The sequence below is a fragment of the Vibrio sp. E14 genome, from assembly GCF_020515785.1.
In the GTDB taxonomy this organism is placed as follows: domain Bacteria; phylum Pseudomonadota; class Gammaproteobacteria; order Enterobacterales; family Vibrionaceae; genus Vibrio; species Vibrio diabolicus.
In genome coordinates, this window is the sequence record NZ_JAHPJI010000001.1 from 1,152,775 (window position 1) to 1,177,695 (window position 24,921).

General features: G+C 48.1%; 22 protein-coding genes. 6 read left to right on the forward strand and 16 right to left on the reverse strand.

Annotation, left to right across the window (positions count from 1 at the left end):
* Positions 1-20: 20 nt before the first annotated feature.
* Genes mmsB through LIX84_RS04950 form a run of 6 tightly spaced genes read right to left on the reverse strand, consistent with a single transcriptional unit; the run spans position 21 to position 6,812 of the window.
* Positions 21-926, reverse strand: a complete 906-nt coding sequence (gene mmsB, locus LIX84_RS04925) for a 3-hydroxyisobutyrate dehydrogenase (RefSeq protein ID WP_005390978.1) — start codon at positions 924-926, stop codon at positions 21-23.
* An 11-nt stretch (positions 927-937) separates the two neighbouring features.
* On the reverse strand, positions 938-2,077 hold the full coding sequence (locus LIX84_RS04930) for an enoyl-CoA hydratase/isomerase family protein (RefSeq protein ID WP_048625200.1): 1,140 nt from the start codon (positions 2,075-2,077) through the stop codon (positions 938-940).
* Positions 2,078-2,085: 8 nt separating this feature from the next.
* A complete protein-coding gene (locus LIX84_RS04935; RefSeq protein WP_005390981.1) occupies positions 2,086-2,871 on the reverse strand; it encodes an enoyl-CoA hydratase in 786 nt (261 codons plus the stop codon).
* Positions 2,872-2,909: 38 nt separating this feature from the next.
* Positions 2,910-4,064: an acyl-CoA dehydrogenase family protein gene (locus LIX84_RS04940; RefSeq protein WP_226420786.1), complete on the reverse strand. Its 1,155-nt coding sequence runs from the start codon at positions 4,062-4,064 to the stop codon at positions 2,910-2,912.
* A 19-nt stretch (positions 4,065-4,083) separates the two neighbouring features.
* Complete coding sequence (locus LIX84_RS04945) at positions 4,084-5,577, reverse strand: CoA-acylating methylmalonate-semialdehyde dehydrogenase (RefSeq protein ID WP_182035709.1); 1,494 nt, start codon at positions 5,575-5,577, stop codon at positions 4,084-4,086.
* A 23-nt stretch (positions 5,578-5,600) separates the two neighbouring features.
* Positions 5,601-6,812, reverse strand: coding sequence for a thiolase family protein (locus LIX84_RS04950; RefSeq protein ID WP_226420787.1), 1,212 nt, complete (start codon positions 6,810-6,812; stop codon positions 5,601-5,603).
* 277 nt (positions 6,813-7,089) lie between these two features.
* Between LIX84_RS04950 and LIX84_RS04955 the strand changes: the two genes are divergently transcribed.
* The 5 genes from LIX84_RS04955 (at position 7,090) to LIX84_RS04975 (ending at position 12,113) form a co-directional block, all read left to right on the forward strand.
* Complete coding sequence (locus LIX84_RS04955) at positions 7,090-7,464, forward strand: MerR family transcriptional regulator (RefSeq protein ID WP_012842485.1); 375 nt, start codon at positions 7,090-7,092, stop codon at positions 7,462-7,464.
* Positions 7,465-7,530: 66 nt separating this feature from the next.
* Positions 7,531-8,700: an isovaleryl-CoA dehydrogenase gene (locus LIX84_RS04960; protein ID WP_226420788.1), complete on the forward strand. Its 1,170-nt coding sequence runs from the start codon at positions 7,531-7,533 to the stop codon at positions 8,698-8,700.
* Positions 8,701-8,725: 25 nt separating this feature from the next.
* Positions 8,726-10,336 carry a carboxyl transferase domain-containing protein gene (locus tag LIX84_RS04965; protein ID WP_226420789.1) on the forward strand — a complete coding sequence of 537 codons (1,611 nt, stop codon included), beginning with the start codon at positions 8,726-8,728 and terminating at the stop codon, positions 10,334-10,336.
* Between the two features lie 29 nt (positions 10,337-10,365).
* Positions 10,366-11,205, forward strand: coding sequence for an enoyl-CoA hydratase-related protein (locus LIX84_RS04970; protein WP_005390997.1), 840 nt, complete (start codon positions 10,366-10,368; stop codon positions 11,203-11,205).
* Positions 11,205-12,113, forward strand: coding sequence for a hydroxymethylglutaryl-CoA lyase (locus tag LIX84_RS04975; protein WP_047009300.1), 909 nt, complete (start codon positions 11,205-11,207; stop codon positions 12,111-12,113). Before LIX84_RS04970 ends, LIX84_RS04975 begins: the two co-directional genes overlap by 1 nt.
* A gap of 8 nt (positions 12,114-12,121) precedes the next feature.
* Here LIX84_RS04975 and LIX84_RS04980 read toward each other — a convergent pair whose 3' ends face one another.
* The 5 genes from LIX84_RS04980 to LIX84_RS05000 all read right to left on the reverse strand — a co-directional run bounded on the left by LIX84_RS04980 (position 12,122) and on the right by LIX84_RS05000 (position 18,728).
* The gene (locus LIX84_RS04980; protein ID WP_226420790.1) at positions 12,122-12,673 is read right to left on the reverse strand and encodes a DUF2301 domain-containing membrane protein; all 552 of its coding nucleotides are present in this window, start codon (positions 12,671-12,673) and stop codon (positions 12,122-12,124) included.
* 40 nt (positions 12,674-12,713) lie between these two features.
* On the reverse strand, positions 12,714-13,592 hold the full coding sequence (locus tag LIX84_RS04985) for a DMT family transporter (protein WP_226420791.1): 879 nt from the start codon (positions 13,590-13,592) through the stop codon (positions 12,714-12,716).
* 211 nt (positions 13,593-13,803) lie between these two features.
* Positions 13,804-16,851 (reverse strand): D-2-hydroxyglutarate dehydrogenase YdiJ, encoded by a 3,048-nt coding sequence (ydiJ, locus tag LIX84_RS04990; protein ID WP_226420792.1) that lies wholly within the window; start codon positions 16,849-16,851, stop codon positions 13,804-13,806.
* 55 nt (positions 16,852-16,906) lie between these two features.
* Positions 16,907-17,776 (reverse strand): amidohydrolase family protein, encoded by an 870-nt coding sequence (locus LIX84_RS04995; protein ID WP_226420793.1) that lies wholly within the window; start codon positions 17,774-17,776, stop codon positions 16,907-16,909.
* Positions 17,777-17,834: 58 nt separating this feature from the next.
* Positions 17,835-18,728, reverse strand: coding sequence for an alpha/beta hydrolase (locus tag LIX84_RS05000; protein ID WP_226420794.1), 894 nt, complete (start codon positions 18,726-18,728; stop codon positions 17,835-17,837).
* Between the two features lie 154 nt (positions 18,729-18,882).
* On the opposite strand from LIX84_RS05000, the gene LIX84_RS05005 reads away from it, so the two are divergent.
* On the forward strand, positions 18,883-19,839 hold the full coding sequence (locus LIX84_RS05005) for a GlxA family transcriptional regulator (protein WP_226420795.1): 957 nt from the start codon (positions 18,883-18,885) through the stop codon (positions 19,837-19,839).
* Positions 19,840-19,876: 37 nt separating this feature from the next.
* On the opposite strand, the gene LIX84_RS05010 is transcribed toward LIX84_RS05005, so the two are convergent.
* Genes LIX84_RS05010 through LIX84_RS05030 form a run of 5 tightly spaced genes read right to left on the reverse strand, consistent with a single transcriptional unit; the run spans position 19,877 to position 24,911 of the window.
* Complete coding sequence (locus LIX84_RS05010) at positions 19,877-21,235, reverse strand: MmgE/PrpD family protein (protein ID WP_226420796.1); 1,359 nt, start codon at positions 21,233-21,235, stop codon at positions 19,877-19,879.
* A gap of 17 nt (positions 21,236-21,252) precedes the next feature.
* The gene (locus LIX84_RS05015; protein ID WP_226420797.1) at positions 21,253-22,089 is read right to left on the reverse strand and encodes a nitrilase-related carbon-nitrogen hydrolase; all 837 of its coding nucleotides are present in this window, start codon (positions 22,087-22,089) and stop codon (positions 21,253-21,255) included.
* Positions 22,090-22,093: 4 nt separating this feature from the next.
* On the reverse strand, positions 22,094-22,975 hold the full coding sequence (locus tag LIX84_RS05020) for a glycine betaine ABC transporter substrate-binding protein (RefSeq protein WP_046873659.1): 882 nt from the start codon (positions 22,973-22,975) through the stop codon (positions 22,094-22,096).
* 35 nt (positions 22,976-23,010) lie between these two features.
* Positions 23,011-23,745: an ABC transporter permease gene (locus LIX84_RS05025; RefSeq protein ID WP_226420798.1), complete on the reverse strand. Its 735-nt coding sequence runs from the start codon at positions 23,743-23,745 to the stop codon at positions 23,011-23,013.
* Positions 23,742-24,911 carry an ABC transporter ATP-binding protein gene (locus LIX84_RS05030; RefSeq protein ID WP_226420799.1) on the reverse strand — a complete coding sequence of 390 codons (1,170 nt, stop codon included), beginning with the start codon at positions 24,909-24,911 and terminating at the stop codon, positions 23,742-23,744. Before LIX84_RS05030 ends, LIX84_RS05025 begins: the two co-directional genes overlap by 4 nt.
* Positions 24,912-24,921: the final 10 nt, after the last annotated feature.

Below are 24,921 nucleotides of genomic sequence, written 5' to 3' on the forward strand. Positions count from 1 at the left end.
GTTTTGTAGCAAAACTCAGTCTAGCCCTTCTTACTCTTGTAAAACTCAAACAAGCTTGAGAAGTCGAGCTCGCCATGGCCGCTCGCGTTGTGGAAAGAATATAAATTACGCGCCAGTGAGCCCATCGGAACCGAAGAGTGTGTTTGTAACGCCGCATCTAACCCCAAACCGAGATCTTTCAACATGAGTTTGCTCATAAAGCCCGGTTGGTAATCGTTGCTGGCTGGTGCACTGTCCATCACTCCTGGGCAAGGATTGTAAAGCTCCAATGCCCAATTTCGGCCAGAGCTTTGCAGCATGATGTTTGATAACACTTTGGGATCGAGCCCATGATCGATACCTAGATTTAGCGCCTCGCACGTACCAGACATTAAAATGCCAAGCATAAGGTTGTTACAGATTTTCGCCATTTGACCATCGCCCGCTTTACCGGCATGGAAAACATTTTTTCCCATGTACTGCAAAATGGCATTGGCTTTAGAAAATGCTTCATCCGAGCCACCAACAATAAAGGTTAATGTCGCCGCTTTAGCGCCGGCAACGCCACCCGAAACGGGCGCGTCGACAAACAACACGCGTTTATTTGCCGCTTCATTGGCGACTAATCGCGCGGAGTCCGGATCAATGGTTGAACAATCAATCATCAAGGTACTTGGCGAGACAAGATTGAGGACACCTACGCCGCCGTGTAAGTCACCAAGATACACGGAACGAACGTGAGAACCTGCTGGTAGCATCGTGATGACTGTGCTTGCACCATCCACGACTTCCTCAATAGAGCTCGCCACCACCGCACCAAAAGGTGCAAGTTGCTTTGCCGCTTCGCTATCGACATCAAATACTTGCACGTTAAATCCAGACGCTAATAAGTTTTGCGCCATCGGATGCCCCATTCTTCCTAAACCGATAAATGCGATGGTACTCATGATCATTCTCCTTATTGACCTAGTGTTTGTTCACCCAAATCAGCAAGCGGATGTTCGTCATCCGGCCAAAGTGAGGTAAACAAGGTATCGATGACATCTTCATCGACTTCACTGACACTGTTAAACATCCAGTTAGGTTCGCCATCCCGGTCAATAAGCCGAGAACGGACGCCCTCTTTAAACTCACCTAATAAGGCGCTGCGAACCGATAAACTCAGCTCCAAGCGGAAGCAATCTGCAAGTGGTAAGCTGTGGTATTCTTTCACTTGTCTGAAGCAAATATGCGCGGTGATCGGACTGCCCGCGGCGAACGTTTGTTTCGCGTTTTCTATCCACTGACTGTTCCCTTCGATAGCCATGATTCGCTGTGCTATTGCATTAAGATCAAAGCCTTTGCACGCTTCCTCTATCTGATCTAAGTATGGACAAATTTGCGTGGTTGGTTTGCTATCAATAACCTGTTCTTCCATTAATTGTAGTAGCGCAGTTACCAACTCTTTCGCATCTTCTTTGCCCCACTGGAGCCGCTTTAGCTCATCCAGTAAGGTGGGATACTGCTCTTCCAACAGTAACCAATCGGCCAAACCAATAGTGACAGCGTCACTTGAATTCACCATTGAACCTGTCAATCCGAGGAATAAACCCACTTGCGGATCTATCTGGCTTAAAAACCATGTACCTCCCACATCGGGATACAGTCCAATATTAATTTCTGGCATAGCAAGGCGTGATGTTGTTGTCACAACTTTGTGGCTGGTTCCCATAAAAAGCCCCATCCCACCACCCATGACAATACCCTCTCCCCAACCGATAATAGGCTTGTTGTAAGTGTGAATGAGATAGTCACACTCATACTCCAACGAGAAATAGTCCGTACAGAACTCTACGATTTTTTCTTTACTCTCGTTATGCATGACGTGATACATAGCTCGAACATCGCCACCAGCACAGAATGCTTTTTCTCCAGCGCCAGTGAGTACCACACAAGTCACATGCGGATCGTCTTGCCACTTGATAAGCTGATCGTTGAGTTGGACCAACATGTCATACGTCAATGCATTCAATGAAGCGGTGTTGTCTAACGTTGCGATACCAATGCGGTGCACGCCATCTAAGCACTCTATTTCACTGATGGTTACCATCCCTGCCATGTGGCCTCCTATCGGTTTTTCCATTGCGGTGGGCGTTTTTCTAAAAAGGCGCGAACACCCTCAACTTGATCTTCCGTATCAAAAAGATTCAGAAACAACTCTCGCTCTTTCATTAAGCCGTGCTTAAGTGGCGCAGAGCGCATATTTTGAATGAGCGCCTTACATGCGGCGACAGAAGATGGTGACTGGTTCGCAACAGATTCAGCAAGCTCCAACGCTTTACTTAACGCTTCGCCTTTGGGAACCAACTCCTCAGCCAAGCCTAGTTCTTTTGCTTTGTCAGCGCTAACTTGTTCTCCACATAAAATGATGCGCTTTGCCCAGCCTTCTCCTACTAACGCTGTGAGGTTTTGGGTACCGCCAGCGCAGGGCAAAAGTCCGACTTTGGCTTCAGGTAAAGCAAGTACCGCTTGCTCTTCAACTACTCGAATATCACAAGCTAATGCCACTTCTAAACCTCCGCCCATGGCGTAACCATTAATCGCGGCAATGGAAACACCACGGAATTCCGAGAGCGTTTCAAAAGCTTCACCAAAGCATCGCGCCATGTCTAACGCAACCGCTTTGTCACCATCAGAAAATAGCTTGAGATCCGCACCAGCTGAGAAAAACTTTTCTCCACTGCCGGTTAAAACCAGTGCGTAGACCTGCTTATCATTGTTAAGTGTGAGTATCAGCGACTTCAGTACCTTGAGGCTCTCTGCTGTCCACGTATTGGCTGGCGGGTTGTTCATCGTCACCACCGCAACGTGATTAGTGATCGTATGTTGAATGGCTTCTTGGGTTAATGGCATATATGAATCCTTTCTCAATGAACAAATCCAATACTTCGCTACAGCAAGGTCGACTCCTCAGAGAGCAAACGGCGCGCGATGATTAAACGCATAATTTCGTTCGTTCCCTCCAGAATTTGATGCACACGCACATCTCTGAAATGACGCTCCATTGGATACTCTTTGATGTAACCATAGCCGCCATAAAGCTGCAGCGCTTGGTCGCAAACCTGAAAGCCCACATCGGTTGCGAACCGTTTTGCCATCGCGCAATAAGCAGTGGCATCTGGGTCATTTCGGTCGAGCTTGCTGGCGGCATAGCGCACTAACTGCCGCGCAGCCGCTAGCTCTGTCGCCATGTCTGCTAATTTGAATTGTAAGGCTTGAAACTGCGCAAGCGGTTTGCCGAACTGCTTACGCTCCTGAATGTACTGTGTCGCCTGTTCAAGGGCCTGTTGAGCCGTACCGACGGAGCAGGTCGCAATATTTATACGCCCTCCATCAAGCCCTTTCATCGCAAAGACAAAACCTTGCCCTTCTTCGCCCAGTAAATGGCTAGCTGGAATAACGACATTCTCAAAAGTAACCGCTCGTGTTGGTTGACTGTTCCAACCCATTTTGGGTTCTTTGCGCCCATAGCTGATGCCATCTGCTTGAGCAGGAACGACAAATGCAGACACGCCTTTGGCACCCGCTTCTCCAGTTCTCGCCATCACGACCAAAACATCTGTCTCTCCTGCGCCAGAGATAAAGGTTTTGCCACCGTTGAGCACATACTTATCCCCCTTTTTTGTAGCGGAAGTGGTCAGTGCAGCGGCGTCTGATCCTGCGTTGGGCTCGGTTAAGCAATAGGAGCCTAACCATTCCCCCGTAACTAACTTCGGGCAGAACTGCGTTTTGGCTTCATCGGTAGCAAAACTGGCTATCATCCAACTGACCATGTTGTGAATCGTCATAAACGCCGTAGTGGACGTACATCCCATGGCCAGTTGTTCAAAGATAATTGACGCATCTAAGCGACTCAGCCCTAGGCCACCTTGCGCTTCTGGAGTGTAGAGGCTCAGGAAGCCTAACTCTCCCGCCTCTCTCAATACGTCTTTGGGGAAGATCTGTTTTTCATCCCACTCCGCCGCCATCGGCGCTAAACGCTCATCGGCAAATTGCTGAGCGGTATCGGCAAATGCACGTTGATCTTCATTAAGTTCAAAGTCCATAAAAGCTCCTTCTATTCACTCAGCGCAGTTGGATGGTCAGATTAGGCCCCGTTGGAATATCGTCATCAAACCAACGTGCCGTCACCGTTTTAGTCTCGGTATAAAAACGTACCGCTTGTTTACCATACGCATGCAAATCGCCATAGAAACTGCCTCTCCAGCCTGTAAAAGAGAAAAATGGCAAAGGGACTGGAATAGGCACATTGATCCCGACCTGACCAACTTGAATGTCATGCTGATATTTTCTTGCAGCAGCGCCATTAGCCGTAAAAATGGAAGTGCCGTTCCCGTATGGGTTGCGATTCACTAACTCAATGGCTTCTTGTAACGTATCCACTTCCATGCAAACTAAAACAGGGCCAAATATCTCTTGCGTGTAAATCGACATATTCGTTGTTACACCGCTAAACAAGGTTGGGCCAATCCAGTTTCCATCGGGAAAGCCTTCCACTTCACACTGACTGCCATCCAGTTCACACACTGCGCCTTGTTGCTTGCCATCTTCAATTAGGTCCAATACGCGTTGTTTAGCCTGCTCACTGATCAGTGGGCCATAAGCAGCTTGCTCATCGTCCCAAGGCCCTGGGTGTACTTTCGCCATTGCCTGTTTGATGTCTTTAATCCATTGTTTTGAATCGCCGACAAATACCGCAACAGAAATCGCCATACAGCGTTGCCCCGCCGCCCCAACGGAGGACCCCACTAGATTATTCACCACTTGTTCTTTGTTCGCATCAGGCATGATCACCATGTGATTTTTAGCACCAGCAAAAGCTTGAACGCGTTTAAAGTGTTTCGTACCCGTGGTGTAGATATAACGGGCAACAGGAACCGAGCCAACAAATGACACCGCTCGAATGTCAGGATGAGCCAGCAGAAAGTCGACTTGGTCTTTGCAACCGTGAACGATTTGCAACACTCCTTTCGGCGCGCCAGCTTGCTCAAATAGTTCGGCTAAACGAATAGAGGTCAACGGCACTTGTTCGGAGGGTTTAAGCACAAACGTATTGCCCGCCGCGATGGCGATTGGGAACATCCACAACGGAATCATGGCAGGAAAGTTAAACGGCGTAATGCCGCAACACACACCTAGGGGCTGAATCATTGAGTAACTATCAATATCCGTGGCAACGTTTTCGACGGTTTCGCCCATCATGTTGCTGGCAATGTTTGCAGCCTGCTCAACAACCTCTATGCCTCGCCACACATCGCCTTTTGCATCCGCTAAAATCTTACCCGTTTCATGAGAAAGCAGTGTGGCAAGCTCATCATGATGTTCTTTGAGAAGGTGCTGATAACGAAGCATGACTCTGGCACGCTCGGATACTGCCACTTCCTTCCAGGATTGGAATGTCTCTTTCGCATTATCAATGGCGGCTTCCATCTCGTGATCCGTTGAGCAGGGAACGTACGCAATGACATCATTAGTGGCAGGATTGGTCACCTCAACCCAATCCGAAGTTTGAGATTCACGAAACTCTCCACCAATAAACAAGGGAACCAAACGAGTCATCATTTACTCCTTTCTGATTTCAATTAAAGCGGTATTTCAATGCCTATCGCCGTTGCCTCTCCACCACCGATACAAAGTGTCGCAACGCCTCGCATCACTTTTTTGGCGTCTAGATCACCGTCGGTACCTAAAGCTTGTAGCTGACGCAAACTATGAATCAATGTCACCAGAATTCGTGCGCCACTTGCGCCTATCGGATGCCCGAGTGCACACGCTCCGCCTTTAATATTGACTTTGCTCATATCAAGCCCAAGTTCTGCTACCGCGATTTGTGTCACGACAGCAAAGGCTTCATTTATCTCCCACAGATCCACTTCGTCAATTGACCAATCCAACTGGGACAACAACTGTTCAATCGCATAAACGGGAGCCAAAGTATATTCAGCAGGTTTTCTGGCGTGTGTAGCGTGAGACTTGATAACGGCGAGTGGCTCAAGACCTTGGTGGATCGCAGTCTCTTCATCCATTAGAACAAGCGCTGCAGCGCCATCGGAAATCGCACTCGAATTAGCAGCGGTCAACGTGCCTTTTTTATCGAATGCAGGTTTGAGTTGAGGGATTTTATCCAGATCAATCGAGCGCGGGTGCTCATCGTAATCCAACGTTCCTTGTTCAGACTTGGTGTTGAATTCAATCGGTGAGAGCTCGTCTGCAAATAAGCCTCGCTCTTGAGCTTCCAACGCACGTTTTGCCGACATCACTGCCCATTCGTCCATTTGCTCTCTGGTGAACTTAAGCCTGTCTGCGACGTGCTGAGCATAAACACCCATTAAGTGCCCTTCGTACGCATCTTGCAATCCATCGAGAAACATGTGGTCATACGTCGACTGGTGGCCCATGCGCATTCCCTTTCTCGCCTCTTTCAATAAATACGGCGCATTGGTCATACTCTCCATACCACCAGCAATGGCAGTTCGAATCGTTCCAGCTTTGATAAGATCGTGCGCCAACATGACGCTCTTCATGCCGGAACCACACACTTTATTGATAGTCGTGCACCCTACACTCATGGGTAAATCCGCACCAATTGCCGCTTGTCTTGCCGGGGCTTGCCCACACCCCGCAGGTAGCACACATCCCATGAAAACTTCATCTACAGATGTCACATTCACTTCATGCATCGCAGCCTTTATCGCTTGTGCACCTAATTGGGGAGCGGAGTAAGTTTGCAACTTTCCTTGAAAGCGCCCGATCGGCGTTCTTTTCGCGCTGACAATCCAGATGTCTTTTTCCATGATTCGCATTCCCTTGAGGTATATGTGAACACTAGACTGACTGATGACGCCCCTGCATGACATTACTCACCAAGTGCTACGCCAGTCTTTGTCGCCCTTTCTCACTGACAAACTTTCATACTGCGATTTCTTGACGTTTACGTAAGCATAGCACTAGCCTTTACAATGAGATGAAAAAACACACCAAGTAGGCGTTTATCTTTCAAAATTTGCGTTCGGCCTTTCCGTTGAAGGTTCGATTTCCAGAAACTGGATTTTTATTCGAGGTAAGTATGTTATGGAAAAATACAAGATCAGTGACCTCGCCAAGGAGTTTGATATTACCACTCGCAGTATCCGGTTTTATGAGGACGTAGGTCTGATTGAACCAGAGCGAAAAGGCAACATGCGCGTTTATCAACGCAGAGATAAAATTCGTCTCAAACTGATTTTAAGAGGGAAACGGCTCGGTTTTTCACTGGCAGAAATTCGTGAACTTTTCGAGCTCTATGACATGCAACAAACCGAAGGACAGTTATTGAAAATGCTCAATATCATTGAAGAGAAACAAGCCGTCCTACAACAGCAACTCAATGACATCAGCGTCGTAATGGCAGAGTTGAATGCCGCTAAAGAACGCTGTATTCAAACACTCAAAAGCAAAGAGACATAACCGCTATACTCAAATAGCGACACTGCAATCGGCTTTTCCACCTTACCTCTGATATCGGGAGACGTTATGAAAAGCACCTACGCCCCACTCAATTTCGGACTTGGTGATACCATCGATATGCTCCGAGACCACGTTAATGCCTTTTCTACGGAACATATTGCTCCCATCGCCGCAGATATAGACCGCGATAACCAGTTTCCGAAGCATTTGTGGCCTTTGTTTGGAGATATGGGGTTGCTCGGTGTCACCGTCGATGAAGAACTTGGTGGTGCAGGCATGGGATACCTTGCTCACGTTGTGGCGATGGAAGAGATCAGCCGAGCCTCTGCCTCCGTCGCTTTAAGCTACGGCGCTCATTCTAATCTGTGCGTCAATCAGATTTTTCGCAATGGCACGCCTTCTCAACGCAAGAAATACCTTCCTAAGCTCCTCGATGGTACGCACGTTGGCGCCCTAGCTATGAGTGAGCCCAATGCCGGTTCAGACGTGATAAGCATGCAACTGAAAGCGGAGAACAAGGGCGACCATTTTGTACTGAATGGCAACAAAATGTGGATCACCAACGGTCCCGACGCTGACATAGTGGTGCTTTACGCTAAAACGGATGTCAATGCAGGTTCACGAGGTATTACCGCATTCATTGTTGAACGCAACGTCGAAGGTTTCAGCCATGCTCAAAAGCTGGACAAACTAGGCATGAGGGGCTCGAACACTTGCGAACTTGTATTTAACAATTGCGTAGTGCCGAAAGAGAATATTCTTGGCGAGCTGAATCAAGGCGTCGAGGTGTTAATGAGTGGACTAGATTACGAGCGCGTCGTCCTCGCTGCCGGACCACTCGGGATAATGCAAGCTTGCATGGACATTGTGGTCCCGTACGTACATGAACGAGAGCAGTTTGGAAAATCCATTGGCGAGTTTCAGTTAGTTCAGGGCAAGATCGCCGATATGTACTCTCGAATGAGTGCAGCAAAAGCGTATGTATATACCGTCGCAGCGGCTTGTGATCGAGGTAACGCAACACGCAAAGATGCCGCAGGAGCGATTCTGTACAGTGCAGAACTCGCCACACAAATGGCACTCGATGCAATCCAGTTGCTCGGTGGGAATGGCTACATCAATGAATACCCTGCTGGTCGTTTGCTACGTGATGCAAAGCTTTATGAAATCGGCGCGGGTACCTCAGAGATTCGCCGCATGTTAATAGGCCGAGAACTGTTCGAAGAATCTCGCTAAAGGAACATACGACAAGGAAGTCATTATGGCCATTATCAAAAGTAAAACTAAGCCAACTGACGAGTTATTTCTTTCCAATAAAGCTGCGATGGAAACGTTGGTCACTCAACTGAATCAACACATCGAGACCATCAAACAGGGAGGCGGTGAAAAAGCCATTCAGCACCAGAGGCAAAAAGGAAAACTCCCCGCCCGAGAACGCATCGCGCGCTTGCTTGATGACAACACTGACTTTCTTGAAATCAGCCAGTTTGCCGCCTGGCAAATGTATGACGAATCCATCCCCTGCGCTGGCGTTATCGCCGGCATTGGTTTCATAGCGGGAATTCAATGTATGGTCATCGCCAACGATGCTTCGGTAAAAGGCGGAACCTACTACCCACTCACGGTAAAAAAACACCTTAGAGCGCAAGAGATAGCCCAACGTTGCCAACTCCCCTGCGTATACTTGGTGGACTCCGGTGGCGCAAATCTCCCTCATCAGTCCGACGTCTTCCCCGACAAAGAACACTTTGGTCGCATTTTCTTTAACCAAGCGAGGATGTCAGCAAAAGGCATCCCTCAGGTTGCTGTTGTGATGGGGCTTTGCACTGCTGGGGGCGCGTATGTTCCTGCCATGGCGGATGTGTCCATTATGGTCAAAGAGCAAGGCACCATATTTTTGGCGGGACCGCCTCTAGTTAAAGCGGCCACTGGCGAAGTCGTGACGGGTGAAGAGCTCGGCGGTGCAGACGTGCATTGTCGTAAATCTGGTGTTGCTGATTATTACGCTGAAAATGATGAGCATGCCCTAATGCTTGCCCGAGAAGCCATTGCCAATGCCAATGCCAATAGAGAAAAACCGATTAAGCCGGAAAACACCGTGCTACCTCCCCGCTACGATGCAGAAGAAATCTACGGAATCGTGAATGCCAACTTACGACTATCATTCGACGTTCGAGAAATCATTGCCCGCATCGTCGATGATTCTGATTTTGACGAATTCAAAGCCTTGTACGGCAGAACGTTAGTGTGTGGCTTTGCTCGCATTCACGGACACTTGATCGGCATTGTGGCAAACAACGGCATCTTGTTTTCTGAATCGGCACAAAAAGGCGCGCACTTTATTGAACTTTGCGCCAAACGGAAAACACCGCTTCTCTTTCTCCAAAACATTACCGGATTTATGGTCGGGAAAAAGGTGGAAGAAGAAGGCATCGCAAAACATGGTGCCAAGCTGGTGATGGCCGTCGCTTGTGCTGACGTACCGAAGTTTACCGTGATCATCGGTGGGTCGTACGGCGCTGGCAATTATGGCATGTGCGGCCGAGCTTATGATCCAACCATGATGTGGATGTGGCCGAACGCGCGTATTTCTGTGATGGGCGGAGAACAAGCGGCAGGCGTCTTAACACAAGTTCGAAAAGACGCGAAGGAACGCCAGGGAGAAGCGTGGTCAGAGCAAGAAGAACACACTTTTAGAGAATCGATCATAGACTTGTATGAAACACAAGGACATCCCTATTTTGCGAGCGCTCGGCTATGGGATGACGGAATTATTGACCCCAAACAAACGCGTCAGGTGTTGAGTCAAGCGCTAACGGCAGCATTAAATGCCCCCATTCCTGATAGCGAGTTTGGCGTCTTCAGAATGTAAATATCCAGAGATAAATTAAGGAAGTAAGTATGCAGGAAATGCAACCAAGCATTATTCCCAACGCCCAAAGACAAGATGATGTTCTTTGGCATGTCGATGACAATGGCGTAGCGACCATCACTCTAAACAGAACAGCCAAGCACAATGCTTTTGACGCTTGTACGATCGACTTGCTGATCCACCGCCTAGATTATCTCGCTTTACGAACGGATGTGCGATGCTTGGTATTAAAAAGTAACGGCAAGCACTTTTCATCCGGGGCCGACCTGAATTGGATGCAGTCGATGGCCGACAGCACGAGGCAAGATAATTTCGTTGATGCCCAAAACTTGGCAAGACTCATGGAAACACTAGATTCGTTCCCTCAACCCACCATCGCGGTTGTACAAGGCTCCGCTTACGGCGGCGCGCTGGGATTGATTTGTTGCAGTGATATCGCCATCGCGAGCCAATGTGCCAACTTTTGCTTAAGTGAAGTTAAGCTTGGTCTAGTTCCGGCAACCATTGCGCCTTACGTCATGCGCGCTATGGGGAATCGACAAGCTAGACGCTATATCTTAAGTGGTGAAGTCATTTCAGCCGAGGATGCCGAACGGTTTGGTATTGTGCACGAAGTGAAAGAAGCCAAACAACTTGAAAGTGCGGTCGATAGCGTGATCAAGACGTTACTACTTAATAGCCCAGATGCGATGCGTAAAGCGAAAACGCTCTGTCACCAATGTCATCAAAACCCCATCGATCAACAACTGATTCACTATACCAGCAAGCTCATTGCGGACATTAGGGTATCGCCACAAGGCCAAGATGGCTTGCAAGCGTTTCTTGAAAAACGAAGCCCAAGTTGGGTAACCAAATCACAGGACAAGTAATGCTGCCTTCCAAAGTAAATATTGTCGAAGTAGGTCCTAGAGATGGGCTACAAAATGAGTCTCCCGTTGCGACCCAGACTAAAATCCGGTTGATCAACTTACTCTCTGATACTGGGCTAACGCATATTGAGGCGGGCTCTTTTGTTTCGCCCAAATGGGTGCCACAAATGGCGGACTCAACAGAGGTCATGAAAGCAATAACAAGGCGAAATCATGTTACTTATTCTGCCCTGACACCAAACCTAAAAGGCTTCGAACAAGCCTTGGAGGCTGGTGCCAATCAGGTCGCAATTTTCACTTCATCATCAGAAGGATTCTGCCAACACAATATCAATTGCTCGATTGCAGAAAGTTTAACTCGCTTCGAGCCTGTAATGCGATTAGCCACCAAACACGGCATCCCTGTTCGAGGTTATCTATCCTGCGTTGCCGATTGCCCTTACGACGGTCCAACAGCCCCTAAACAGGTGGCGAGCGTGACCAAATCGCTCATCGATTTAGGGTGCTATGAGGTGTCTCTAGGTGACACCATCGGCACAGGCACGCCAAATCGAATTGCAGCCATGCTGGAAGCCGTCATGTTGGTTACACCTCTCCCCCAGCTTGCTGTCCATTTCCACGATACATGGGGACAAGCGCTCGCCAACATTCATCAAGCCTTGAGTATGGGCATCAATACCATCGACAGCAGTGTCGCTGGGCTGGGTGGATGCCCATACGCTCATGGGGCCTCGGGGAATGTCGCGACGGAGGATGTACTGTATTTATGCCAAGGATTAGGGATCGAAACGGGGATCGACTTGGAGCTGTTAGCAAAAGCTGGCTGGATGATCAGCGAAGAGCTTAATCGAGAACCCACGTCAAAAGTATCGCTAGCTTTGCGTAACCGTATGACATCTCTAACGTAAGACGTTTATTAAACCTCGTAGTTTGCTTTAATACCAATATCAAAATGAAGTGGCATCCGCCACTTTGATATAGACAGGAAACCCATAATTAAGCCAGACAACCCTGTCGCAATAGTCGCTACCGTCAGTATTTCGAAACAAAACGCAAAGGTTGCGATGGCAAGTAGCACTGGCACCGCTTTCAAGCCTGGAACTTTAAAACAAAAGGACTCTTTCAGCGCCACACCGGAAAAAGTGACAAAGACAAAACCAAGAGAAAGCCACACGCGGGATAAGTCTGGATCGCTCACCATGAAGAGCAGTCCCACCCAAGTTGACCAGCTGATGACAGTACGCACAGTTTTACTGTAGACATGGATATTTGCTGCAGTTAATACACCTGCAATGGCGATGAGCAGCAACACATTTCGATCATAAAATGCCGAACCTTCAATAAGGTGCAAACCCGATATCGTCATCGCGATAAGTCCAAAGGCAAATACGCTAATTCCTAAACGGTATAAACAGACACTTAAAATATCTAAAAAGTCTAGTGATTCCTTATGCTCAGTATTGGCCATGCTTCACTCCTAAATTGTTCCCTACCCACATTTCTTGAAGCTACCTAGGGATAGACAAACGAAATAGCCCGCCAGTACGATAAATAATAAGAGAGAATAAGATAAGCACACAGCCCACTAGCTTATTTGCCGTTAGCACTTCGCCATACCACAGCACGCTCAGAATGACGGTCCAAACTGGCTCTAATATCATGATCAAGGCAGCATTACCTGCCTGAACAAATTTTTGACCCATGGTTTGCATTACGTAACGCAAGCTCGTCGCTAGCAAAGTACTCAACGCGAACCACCACCAAATGGAGGAGTCAACCTCTGCCGGAAAAGACTCCATAAAGAAAGAAACCAACAAACCTAAACAACCAGCAGAAAAAAGCTGCACGCAAGTAAGCAGCAACACAGGCAATTTTTGAGAATATTTACTGTTCACATTAAAGTGAAGCGCCAGAACCAGTGCCGCGCCAAGAAACCAAAATTGACTGGCCGATTGCTTCCAGCCGCCAACTAAAGAGAGACAGGCGAGACCTAATACCGCGATAGGCAAAGAAAGCCAGAAAATTCGTTGTGGTCGTTGACGAAACATAACCCACGCAACAATAGGCACAAATAGCATGGAGAGACTCATGATAAATGCGCCTTCTCCGAGCGTATCGCTGATGGAGATGGCGTAAATCCATGTCATAACGGCACTGCCTAACAGGAGCCCGACACCACCAGCAGAAAGCACATCTCTCAAATTCGCTTTCAGCAAAGGTCGATAGCACAACGGCAACAGACAGAGCGATGCAATAGTAAATCGCGCCCCAATAAAGCCAAAAGGTGGTAACCCCTGTATTGTTTCCTTAGAGAATATCCAGCCAAGTGCCGCGATCATCGTCGTCGCAACCAGAATAACCGTCGCTTTGCGTTCTGAGTTAAACATAAATACTCACAAAATATGGAACACAGTATCGCAGCAAGGGAAGTTTGCTGCGCTGTTGTATCAATTTGAAAGGAGTTTCTGTCGAGCGGAAGTGAAAGCCCGATTCTCTCCTGTGTTGTTGTTAAGCAGATTGAAGTTCTGCGGTCGGATACATTAAAGGCAGGCAAAGTCTTAAGGCAAGCGTTTTCGTATACTAAATTGCCTAAGCATCTTATGCATTAAACAAACTGGCTAAAACTTGGACCGGATGTCGAACGACCTCCCCTTCAAAACGCTTAACCTGACTGCGACAGGAATACCCCGTGGCTAACACACGCTCAGTGGGCAGGTTCTTTATATTCGGTTTCCAACTCAGCTGATAAATAGCTTCAGACGTACTTTTCTTATCCACTTCATGGCCGAATGTCCCTGCCATGCCACAACATCCCGTAGGTATCACATGCAGCTTTAAGCCAAAGTGATGAAAAATAGACTGCCAAGATTTCTCAGTCTCCGGGATTTTGGTCTTTTCTGTGCAATGCGCCATCAAATACCAAGGTTCTTCGTCTGATACACTTACTGGCGGCCATTCATTAAGTGTATCCACCAGCCACTCATGAGCCGTATTAACTGTAAACTCGCCCCGCTTTTCTTTTAGAGCCTGACGGTATTCATCGCGATAACAAAGTACTAAGGCTGCATCGATACCGATCATAGGAATTTCAAGCTCAGCAACTTGGTTGAGAAAATCCGAGGTATTTTGTGCATTTCTGGCGAATGCCTTAAGAAAACCTTTTACATGTTGAGCTTTCCCATTGGGTTTGAAAGGCAGAACAACAGGGTGTTTCCCTAACCGCTGCAATAACTGAATAAAGTCCGAAACCAACTCGGCTTCATAAAAGCTGGTAAATGGATCTTGAACAATCAAGACGTAATTTTGCTTCACTTCTGGGGAAAGCGATTCTAGATACGCAAAGTCGAACGGGCTCACTCCAAGTGCCTGACATCGACTTTGCAACGTAGGGATCGATAGCACTGGCGAATCAACAAAACCAATGGATGTCTCTAATACTTGCGTAACAGGCCTACTAGATGCAATTCGATTAACCAGCTTGGGGGCTTTTGCCATAATCGGCAGCAGTTGCTCAATATTCGACACCAGATAGTCGCGCAGAGGTCTGCGATAACGCGAGTGATAGACGTGTAAAAAACATGCTCTAAAATCAGGCACATCAACTTTAACAGGACACTGACTCGCACACGCTTTGCACGCTAGACAGCCATTCATCACCTCATAAACTTCATGCGATAGGTCATCAGATGCGGGGCGAGATATCAGTTGACTCAGCTTCTGAGCCAAAAGCTTAACCGATAACGTTTGATTGAGAAGCTGCTGTTCGTTAGCGAGCAAATCGAAGCCACTGTCATTAAGGCGACGCAGCCATTCACGCATTATCCCAGCCCTCCCTTTCGGAGAGTGGCGACGATCGGCTGTTACTTTAAATGATGGACACATTGGGCTATCAGCATCGTAATTAAAACACAGCCCATTGCCATTGCAAGACAGCACGGGCTTAAGCGACTCTCGGACTTCTACAGGGATCTGACGATCATAGTAGCCACGCTTGGTCGCTGTGACTTTTACCATTTCAGCGTCGCTATTCAGTGGCGTGCAAATCTTGCCCGGGTTCATTTTATTGTCGGGGTCAAACGCCGCTTTAATACGCCTTAATTCAGTAAAGAGCTCATCACCAAAGAAGGCTGGTCCATATTCTGAGCGATATCCTTTACCGTGCTCTCCCCACATTAAACCATTGTATTTTGCCACCAGCGCGACCACATCATCGGACAGTTGATGCATCAACGCTTCTTGCTCAGGGTCACACATATCGAGCGCTGGACGCACGTGAAGGACGCCAGCATCCACATGCCCAAACATGCCATAATGCAGGTTATTGCGGTCTAGCAACGTACGAAATTCCGCGATAAAGTCCGCTAAATTTTCAGGCGGCACACAGGTATCTTCCGCGAATGCAATGGGCTTTGCCTGACCTTTGGTCGCGCCAAGCAGCCCAACCGCTTTCTTGCGCATGCCATAAATGGCCAGGATGTCTTGGGGTTCACGACAGACTTGATAACCGATGATACCACTGCGTCGGTGAGCCATTTCTTTATCGAGAATTGAAAGTAAGCGTTCAACTTTATCCTCAATATCATCGTTGTGACTGCCTGCGAACTCGACAAAGTTAATCCCTTGCATCTCTTTGCCCTGCACATCTGAGATCGCGTGTTTTACCGAGTGCCAGACAATGTCTTCTCTTGCAAGATTAAGCACCTTTGCATCAACTGTCTCTACCGATAGCGCTTCTGCTTCGACCATCAAGGGAGCATTTCGCAATGCAGAATCAAAGCTATCGTATTTAACGTTCACTAACCGTCGCGTGGTAGGTATTCGCGTAAGGTTGAGCTTGGCTTCAGTGATAAAAGCTAACGTGCCTTCAGAGCCACATAATATTCTCGTGACGTCAAACTCTTCACTCTTGTCGTTGATGGCATTTTTTAGGTCATAACCAGTAAGAAATCGATTCAGAGGAGGAAACTTATCCAGAATCTGTTGACGCTTGTCTCGACAAACTTCCTCCGTAATTTTTAACGCTCGCGATACTACATCACTGTTTAACCATTTGTTTTGTTGAATTGCTTCGGTATCGAGCACCGAACCATCCGCCAATACGGCTTTGAGCGCCAACACATGATCCGAGGTTTTACCATATTGCAAAGAGCCTTGGCCTGATGCATCGGTATTAATCATCCCACCTAATGTTGCGCGGTTGCTGGTCGACAGATCTGGCGAGAAGAAATAACCATAAGGGCGAACGATGTCGTTGAGTTGATCTTTGACTATCCCAGTTTCCACTCTCACCCAACCTTCCTGCTCGTTGATCTCTAACACTCGATTCATATAGCGAGACAGATCAACCACGATCCCCGAGTTCAATGATTGTCCGTTGGTGCCCGTTCCGCCTCCTCTGGGCGAAAAGGTCAGGTGTTTAAATTCATCACGAGCACTGACCTTGCCAAGTATTACCACATCATGATGGTTGGCAGGAAAGACGACCGACAACGGAAGTTGCTGGTAGACGCTGTTGTCAGTCGCCATACTCAATCGAGTGGTATAGCGAGCATCAGTATCCCCCTTGAAACCAAGCTGTTTAAGGGTGTTAAAGAACTTGATAACCAAAGGATCAGAGTAAACCTGTAGCGGAAGTGCAGGAAGCATAATTTGAATCAGTGCCTTACGGTTGTCTTTTTAGGTTCGTAACATGAATGCGGAGTTAAAAGCGGTAGAGGCGCTTGGGGTTATCGACCAGAATCTTGCCAAACAGTGTCATATCTTGCGTCCAGTGCCACAAGGTATCTAGCAGCTGGCCATCACTTGGCATCTCAGCAGCAAAACATGGGTGAGGCCAATCCGATCCCCAGACACATTGATCTTCATTCGCTTCTAACAAAGCTTGAGCAAATGGAGAAACGTCATCATAAGGCGGTGATTGAGGCGACAGACGATACGGCGCCGACAGTTTTGTCCACACTTTCCCTTCGGTCTTAAGCTTCAATAAGGTTTGAAAACCAGGATGAGAAATAAGCTTGTTTGTTGGCATATGTCCAAGATGATCAATCACTACGGGCACGGGTAAAGCCCTTAATCGCTGATATAAGTCATCAAACTGCGAAACATCAATTAAGCATTGAAGGTGCCAGTGTCGCTCTGCAAGGCGAGCCGCTAAACGTTCAACATCACGCCACTCAATACCACCTTTAAACAGCAGGTTCATCCGCACCCCACAAAATCCCGCTTCTTGTAGCTCATCCAGCGTTTGCTCGGACACATCCGCATCCACGACCGCGACGCCTTTGTAGTCATAACCTTGCTGGCGTAAATATCGCAATGTATCAAGATGCAACTGGTTATCATTGCCATACACACTCGGCTGAACCAGCACGCCATGACGGATGCCTAATTGCTGGTGCAAATGCATGTACGCGCCGACGCTGGCATCAGGTGGCGTGTAGGTTCGCGTTTCACAGTACGGATAACGTGAAGAAAAAACGTGGGCGTGACAATCAACCGCGCCTTCAGGAATCGCGATTGTTGGTTTATTTACAAATGGGTCAGCCGCTTCACAAAATGGAATTATGCTCATCGAAAATCATCCTGTCAGAAAGGTAGAGGTGCCATCAACGCAAGCACCTCTTGAAGACTTAACTGAAGTTCTCACTCAACCAGTTCGCGATCACACCAGAGAACTGAATAAACTTAGGATCGTCGTCCAACATCCACTCGGTGTGACCACCTTCAGGCAGTAGGAAAAGAGATTTCGGCCCAGGATATTTCGCGTACAGCGACTTTGCTTCGGTCACTGGGTGAAGGTCGTTTTCTGCACCGTGCGCAATCAAGATTGGCGCGTCTGCAAATCGCTCGTCCAGTAGAGCTTCCGGTTTGAAATTGATGAGAGAATCCGCAAAATCCAGATCAGATGTCACGCCGTAGCCCGGCGCTTTGACCAGTTCAGTGAATACATATTCTCGGCTTACTGGATCAAGCGGGTAGATTTCAAATGGATCAATCCCCTGCTTTTCTCCACCAAGAGCAAGACGTGTACGCTCTTCTAACATAAATTGACGGAACGCTTTCCAGCCGTGCTCGCCACGTTGAGCAACCTGAACACGTACCGCGTCATAAAAGCCGTTCATGGAGATAAGGCCATCAATCGCATCTTGGCAAACTCGGTAAGCATCAAGAATTAATCCCCCCGCCATGCCCCAGCCAGCCAGTACGACTTTGCGGCCTTCCTTATTAGCGCGCTGTTTCACAACCGCAACCGCGTTGGCGATGTCGCGTACTTGTTCATCCAGAATAACTCGCTCACGAATGCCTTCAGATTCACCAAAGCCACGGTAGTCAAATCCGAATACCGTAAAGCCCTTCGCAGTTAAGGCTCTCGCGTAACGCTCTGGGTGAATATTTTTTTGCCCAGTAAAGCCTGAGCAGACAATAACGATCGGTAAGTCTGGGTTGTTAACGTTCTCGTCAGTAAAGAAGGCGCCATCAAGGCGTAGACCATCACTAATTACTGGGGCTTTTTGTTCAATCATAATTATCTCGTCCAAATGAATGTGTATGCTCGACAAAGAACTCCTTGTCTTAAGTCACATCATGTTCGAATTTTGATAGCAATAATTTAACAATTGCGACATTCTTATCCAGAAATACGACATAGATGAACTGCCCACTTGGTGACCACAGAGAATGAAAACGACACACACGTATCGCATTGGTTTTTTCCTTATTCCTGATTTTTCGATGCTCTCTTTTTCGGCGGTTATCGAACCTCTTCGAATGGCCAACCGCCTCGCAGGTTGCGATTTGTATCAGTGGGATATTTATGGATTCGAAGATAAAGAAGTGTCGGCCAGCAATGGCGTTTCATTCTCGCCAACACAGTCAGTCAACGACATTGCCCATTTAGACTTGCTGCTGGTTGTGGCAGGTATTGGCGCCCATGTTGCTGCTACGAGTGGCTCGGTGAGTCAGTGGTTAAAGCAAGCGCTTCGTCAAGGCATCGCCGTGGGCTCGACTTCGACAGGCAGCGTGTTGTTAGCAAAAGCTGGGCTATTAAAAAACAAGACGTGTACGGTGCATTGGGAGTCCGCCAACAGCCTGGCAGAGGAGTTTCCAAACATCAACGTGACCAGTGAGTTGTACGAATTCGACCCACGCACACCAACTTGTTCGGGCGGCTTAGCCGGTTTGGATATGATGCTTCATTTAATTACAAACCAACATGGGAGCGACTTGGCGAATCAAGTAGCTGAGCAATGCATTCACCCTGCGATTCGACCGGCGCATGATAAACAGCGCATGTCGTTAATTCGTAAGCACAACATCCGCCACCCGCGCCTGCTCGACGCTGTAGAGATCATGGAAGCCAACATGGAAGAGCCGCTAAAGTGCTATGAAATTGGCGAACAAGTAGGATTATCGGTCAGGCAGATGGAAAGATTATTTTTGCAATACTTGCAAGACAAACCAGGTAATTACTACCTTCAATTGCGCTTAGAACGCGCTCAACATTTGTTGTTGCAAACCATGCTGTCCATTACTCAAATTAGCACCGCTTGTGGGTTCAGTTCTACATCGTATTTTGCGCGTTGCTACAAAAAACGCTATGAAAAAACGCCGCGTGAAGAGCGACGTTTAGCTTAAGATTGAGTAAGAGAAAAGAAGTTCGATCTCTTCGATCTCATCGTGATGTGTCAGGCGACGTGTCAGACGGCTTATCAGACAACGTGCCTTGGTAAAGCAGTGATAGCCAAGCAAGTACCTGCTCTTTACTGGCTTTATCAAGTTGCAAACAGCCCTCTTCTATCGCTGACACGCGTGAAGCGGACAATTCTTTCTCTGCCAAAGTATGAAACTTACCTCGCATCTCGTCTCGACTGAGCGGATTTTCAGGATTACCTCGCGCAATACTGGGAGGCGAAGTCAGTTTGTCACCATTTTTCAACGTCACCACGACATGCGCCCAGCGTTCGGCTGGAAACTTATCATTGTAAACGGGCTCTTCAATTAACCTCATCCGCTCCGTAAGTGCCAAGCGAGCAGGATCTTTCAGTCCTTTGGTGACGGCTTCTACCGTGACCGTATTATCCATGACCGCACTCGCGACTGAAAATGGCAAACTGTACTGAGCCTGCTCGGTTGTCTCTGGGCGCTTGGTATGCAGGCACACCGCCTGATGAAAGCTGTGAACTTCGATAAGTTCAATCTCATCAGGTTCTAGTTTATTTTCTTGTTGCAGTGCTCTCACTGCTTCAACCGCGGGTTGAGCCCAACGACAAACCGGATACGGTTTAAAGTATTGCTCCAGAATATACCAGCGCTGCCCTAAATCTGCCCACAAAGCGTGAGTTTGTTGGTCCAGCAGCGTCACGGCTGGCGCGCCAGTAAATCCTTCTTCTGCCAGCTCTGCACTGGCAAAGCCCGCCATCGCTCCCCAGCCAGAGCCGTCTTTGAGCATGGTTGGATGTTCAATACAACGCATCATTTGACTGCGCGGACCATAGAACTCGGCAATGCCGAGCGCATGCTCTGTTTCTGCATCCGTTAAGCCTTTTCTTCTTGCAGACACCGCAGCGACGCCCAACGCATTCCAAGCACCAGAAGTATGATAATCACAAGCGGTTTGATGCAGCGCGATTCCGGCGCGAGTTGCTATTTCGTAGCCAATGACGAGGGACGTTAATAACTCTTCTCCCGTAACTGCTGACTCATGCATACTGGCGAGCAGCCCCGGCAAAACAGCGACGCCAACATGGCCTTTCGTCAGGACTTGGCCGTCGTGCGCGTCCATACTGTCAATCAACATGCCGCCATATAGAGTCGCCCCGCAACCACTAGCCGTGTGATCAGAAAACAGCATCGGCGTATCACCGGCAAACTGCTTCTGCGCGAGTTTGGCTACCATGTTTTGCAGCTGCGTCGCTTTACCAGCTGCGGCGACACCTAACAGATCCAAGACGCAATATTTCGCTTGTTCAATAACGTCAGCAGGAAGCTGTTCAAAGGTTAGTTCGTGAATAAATCGATGAATAGATTGCATCGTCTACTGCTCCTGTTTTAGCGTTTTGCCTTCGACAATAGCGTTGTGATCAATGGTGTATTGCTGTCTCGCACGGTAGGCAGCTCGAATCTGGCTTTGTCAATATCGTCCAATGACAAGGTTGCAGTTATCAAGGTTTCACCGTCTTCTGCCTGCGCCAATAGCTCACCCGTTGCAGACAAAATACAGCTTCCTCCCCAAAACCACGCTTCGCCCTCTGGCCCGTAACGGTTGGCCATCAAAACTGGAGTTCCGTACAGCACCGCATAAAATTTAACGTTAACTAACCAGTTGTCTTCATTGGAAAAGTCTTTACTGACAATACTGCTGGCCGAATTGATCGGCGCGAGCAAGATTTCAGGCTTATCGAGTAGCGCGCAATGAACCAAAGGTGGATTCCATAAATCGGCACAAATTAAAACCGAGCCTCGCCAATTTTCATCAAAACAAACACTGGTGGTTGCGTCACCAGAATGAAACCACTTGCCCTCTTCAAGCCCACCATAGGTTGGTAAATTGATTTTGCGATGCACAGCAACCACCGTACCACCGAGCAACCAAGCCATCGCGTTGTAGTACTCTCCCGGAGCAGCCTGTTCAACAAAGCCGACAATCACGGACATCTGCGGTGCAAGTTGCGCAAGCTCTTTAAGCCGAGCATCATCACGCTTCATGGCGACTTCACGCACAGAGGATTGGAGCTGGTATCCGGTCAAGGAGAGTTCAGGAAACAGCAATAGCTGCGACCCCAAGGCCGCGGCTTGCTTTATGTAATCCTGATGAGTATTCAGATTGGCATTCACATCGCCTAACTGGGCGTTGATTTGGGCCACACTGACTTGCAGGATAGTCATGGTATTACCCCAAGTTATGCTCAGATAGGAACTGGCTTGCGACTTCTGAGATCGAACGTCGCTCCACATCAACTTGTTGATTCAAAGTCGACATCGTATCGCCATCGATCGCCGCAGAAAGCGCGTTCATTTGCTCGGCAAGCTCTGGGTTCGCATCTAGCGTTTCTTGGCGAACCACAGGAGTGATCGCGTAATCAGGGAAGAACTGTTTGTCATCCGTTAAAACGGTAAAACCAAATGCTTTGATACGACCATCTGTTGCAAATACGAGCGCAGCATCGACTTCTTTCCCTTTTAGCGCATCATAAGTTAACCCCGTATCCATGCGTTTCACTTGGTCTCGTGACGCTTTGAATTTGTAGGTTTTCTGTAAAGGTCGGAAGCCATCTTTTCGTGCATAGAATTCCGCATTCAAAGCAATGGTCATTGGCGGGTCTTGGCGCATTTGCTCGGCGAAGTCGGATAAGGTTGAGATGCCACGTTGTTTCGCATCGTCACTGCGCATAGCGAGCGCGTAGGTGTTGTTCGCTTTTGAAGGGTTAAGCCAAACTAGGCCTTTCTTCGCATCGAGTTCCTTAACGCGTTGATACACTTGCTCTGCAGGGAGCTTGTCTTTGACTTTGTTGTAAATGATCAGTGATGTGCCCGTGTATTCCCAATAAAGATCAATCTGGCCGTTTTCTTGCGCTTTACGCAAAACCGCACTGCCCATGCCCGAACGTTTATCAACGTCGTAGCCTTTTTTGGTTAAATATTGAGACGTAATTTCCGTTAAAAGCTGTTGTTCTGTAAAGTTTTTACCACCTACGACGATTTCCGCAGATGCGTGAAAACTTGAAAGCAGTACACCAACGGCCAGCAAGCGGCGAGTAATTTGCTTCAACATGTTTGACTCCTGTCTGTGTTCAATTTTTAGGATTGTTATTGTCTAGCTCTAATAGGGTTACAGCCTTTAGGTACAGTGACATAGGAAACGGCTCCTACCACACTGTCGATAGCGATAGCCAGCATCGCTGTAGGAATAGCGCCTGCCAGCATCATGATGGGTTCACCCAGATCAATACCGGTAAAAATGAGCTCCCCTAACCCACCGCCACCAATTAAGAAGGCCAGTGGAACGGTGCCCACGTTGACAGCTAACGCCGTGCGGATACCGGCAAAAATGACGAACAGCGCATTAGGAATTTCAACCTGAAACAACATTTGTAACTCGGTCATACCAATGCCTGACGCCGCTTCTTTTAAATGAGCGGGCACTTCTTTCAGCCCGATGTAGGTGTTTCTGACAATCGGTAACAACGAGGCAATCGTCAGCCCAAATACCGCTGGCACGGTGCCAATGCCAAGAAAGCTCATTGCCAGCGCGAGAATGGCTAAAGTAGGAATCGTGGTCCCCACATTCAAAATCTGCATCGCCGATTCTGCGACTTTCTGAAAACGAGGACGGCTGAGCAATACGCCGACGGGAATCGCGATTAGGATCGCCAATCCACCAGACAGCAGCACCAGTTCAATGTGCTGAAACGTCAGATAAACAATGTCTTCTTGGTAGTAAAGAAAATCATCGATCGTACCCGCGCCTTGTAAATAAATACCCAACGCAAAGACACACGCCAATAAAACGAAATAGTAGGTTTGTTTTAGCTGATTGGTCACGATGCCTCCTTAGCCTGATGCAATGGCTGCGGCTGATTAGGAGAGGTATCGCGCTGATAAGTTGCACCGAGATAATGGGTAATGCCGCGCTGTGTGACTTCGCCCACTAAGCGGCCATTCTCGTCAACACACGGCATCCAAACAATGTCGTGCGTGAACATCTTCGACGCGACTTTACGCAGATCATCCGTGGTTCGGGCGATTGTTTTCAGGCCGACATAATGTTCACCGCAGTACCCCTTCATATTGATTGCGGTAGCTTTTGGCACATAACCGATAGGTTGGTGTTGGTCATTCACTAATATCACGGCGTCGCGATATCCATACGCGTCAATTTTAGTTAGAGCGTCGGCAAGCGTATCGTTAGGTTTTACGTACGCAAAGGTGGTCTGCATGACGGATTCAGCTGTAACTAAGCGAAGACGTTTAAGTGCGCGATCATCTCCGACAAAGTTTTTCACGAAATCATCTTTCGGGTGTGCGAGCAAATCGTCAGGCGTATCGTACTGAACCAGGTGACCATCACGGAAAATCGCAATTCTATCGGCCATTTTGACCGCTTCATCAATGTCATGACTGACAAACATGATGGTCTTGTTGAGCTCTTGCTGCATTTTAAGGAACTCATCCTGGATTACTTCACGGTTGATCGGGTCAATCGCGCCAAAAGGTTCATCCATCAGCATGACGGGAGGATCCGCAGCTAGCGCTCGGGCAACACCAATTCGTTGCTGCTGTCCGCCAGACAACTCATTTGGATAACGATTAAGGAAGACACTAGGATCAAGAGCCACCATCTCCAATAGCTCTTTTGCACGCGCCATGTATCTTGCCTTATCCCACCCTAATAACTTGGGAACCACCGCGATGTTTTCGCCGATCGTCATGTTGGGAAATAAGCCAATTTGCTGAATAACATAACCGATATTGCGGCGCAGAGTGACTGTATCCATCCCAGAAGTATCTTCACCACCAAGGTAGATCTTGCCCGATGTCGCGGGAATAATTCGGTTGACCATTTTCAGCGTGGTGGTTTTGCCACAACCGGACGGACCAAGTAACACACAAATTTCACCACTGGGAACTTCCATCTCAATGTGATCTGCGGCAGTCACCGGGCCATTAGGCGTTTCAAAAATTTTGGTTAGCTTGTCAATTTTGATCATTTGAATGTCC

Coding starts and splice junctions, on each gene's coding strand:
- LIX84_RS05000 (WP_226420794.1), bottom strand. CDS start 18,728: ATGATTGAACAAAAAGCCCCAGTAATTAGTGATGGTCTACGCCTTGAT.
- LIX84_RS05030 (WP_226420799.1), bottom strand. CDS start 24,911: ATGATCAAAATTGACAAGCTAACCAAAATTTTTGAAACGCCTAATGGC.
- LIX84_RS05010 (WP_226420796.1), bottom strand. CDS start 21,235: ATGCAATCTATTCATCGATTTATTCACGAACTAACCTTTGAACAGCTT.
- LIX84_RS04960 (WP_226420788.1), top strand. CDS start 7,531: ATGAAAAGCACCTACGCCCCACTCAATTTCGGACTTGGTGATACCATC.
- LIX84_RS04970 (WP_005390997.1), top strand. CDS start 10,366: ATGCAGGAAATGCAACCAAGCATTATTCCCAACGCCCAAAGACAAGAT.
- LIX84_RS04980 (WP_226420790.1), bottom strand. CDS start 12,673: ATGGCCAATACTGAGCATAAGGAATCACTAGACTTTTTAGATATTTTA.
- LIX84_RS04975 (WP_047009300.1), top strand. CDS start 11,205: ATGCTGCCTTCCAAAGTAAATATTGTCGAAGTAGGTCCTAGAGATGGG.
- LIX84_RS04940 (WP_226420786.1), bottom strand. CDS start 4,064: ATGGACTTTGAACTTAATGAAGATCAACGTGCATTTGCCGATACCGCT.
- LIX84_RS04985 (WP_226420791.1), bottom strand. CDS start 13,592: ATGTTTAACTCAGAACGCAAAGCGACGGTTATTCTGGTTGCGACGACG.
- LIX84_RS04935 (WP_005390981.1), bottom strand. CDS start 2,871: ATGCCATTAACCCAAGAAGCCATTCAACATACGATCACTAATCACGTT.
- LIX84_RS04965 (WP_226420789.1), top strand. CDS start 8,726: ATGGCCATTATCAAAAGTAAAACTAAGCCAACTGACGAGTTATTTCTT.
- ydiJ (WP_226420792.1), bottom strand. CDS start 16,851: ATGCTTCCTGCACTTCCGCTACAGGTTTACTCTGATCCTTTGGTTATC.
- LIX84_RS05005 (WP_226420795.1), top strand. CDS start 18,883: ATGAAAACGACACACACGTATCGCATTGGTTTTTTCCTTATTCCTGAT.
- LIX84_RS05020 (WP_046873659.1), bottom strand. CDS start 22,975: ATGTTGAAGCAAATTACTCGCCGCTTGCTGGCCGTTGGTGTACTGCTT.
- LIX84_RS04950 (WP_226420787.1), bottom strand. CDS start 6,812: ATGGAAAAAGACATCTGGATTGTCAGCGCGAAAAGAACGCCGATCGGG.
- mmsB (WP_005390978.1), bottom strand. CDS start 926: ATGAGTACCATCGCATTTATCGGTTTAGGAAGAATGGGGCATCCGATG.
- LIX84_RS04995 (WP_226420793.1), bottom strand. CDS start 17,776: ATGAGCATAATTCCATTTTGTGAAGCGGCTGACCCATTTGTAAATAAA.
- LIX84_RS04930 (WP_048625200.1), bottom strand. CDS start 2,077: ATGGCAGGGATGGTAACCATCAGTGAAATAGAGTGCTTAGATGGCGTG.
- LIX84_RS04945 (WP_182035709.1), bottom strand. CDS start 5,577: ATGACTCGTTTGGTTCCCTTGTTTATTGGTGGAGAGTTTCGTGAATCT.
- LIX84_RS04955 (WP_012842485.1), top strand. CDS start 7,090: ATGGAAAAATACAAGATCAGTGACCTCGCCAAGGAGTTTGATATTACC.
- LIX84_RS05015 (WP_226420797.1), bottom strand. CDS start 22,089: ATGACTATCCTGCAAGTCAGTGTGGCCCAAATCAACGCCCAGTTAGGC.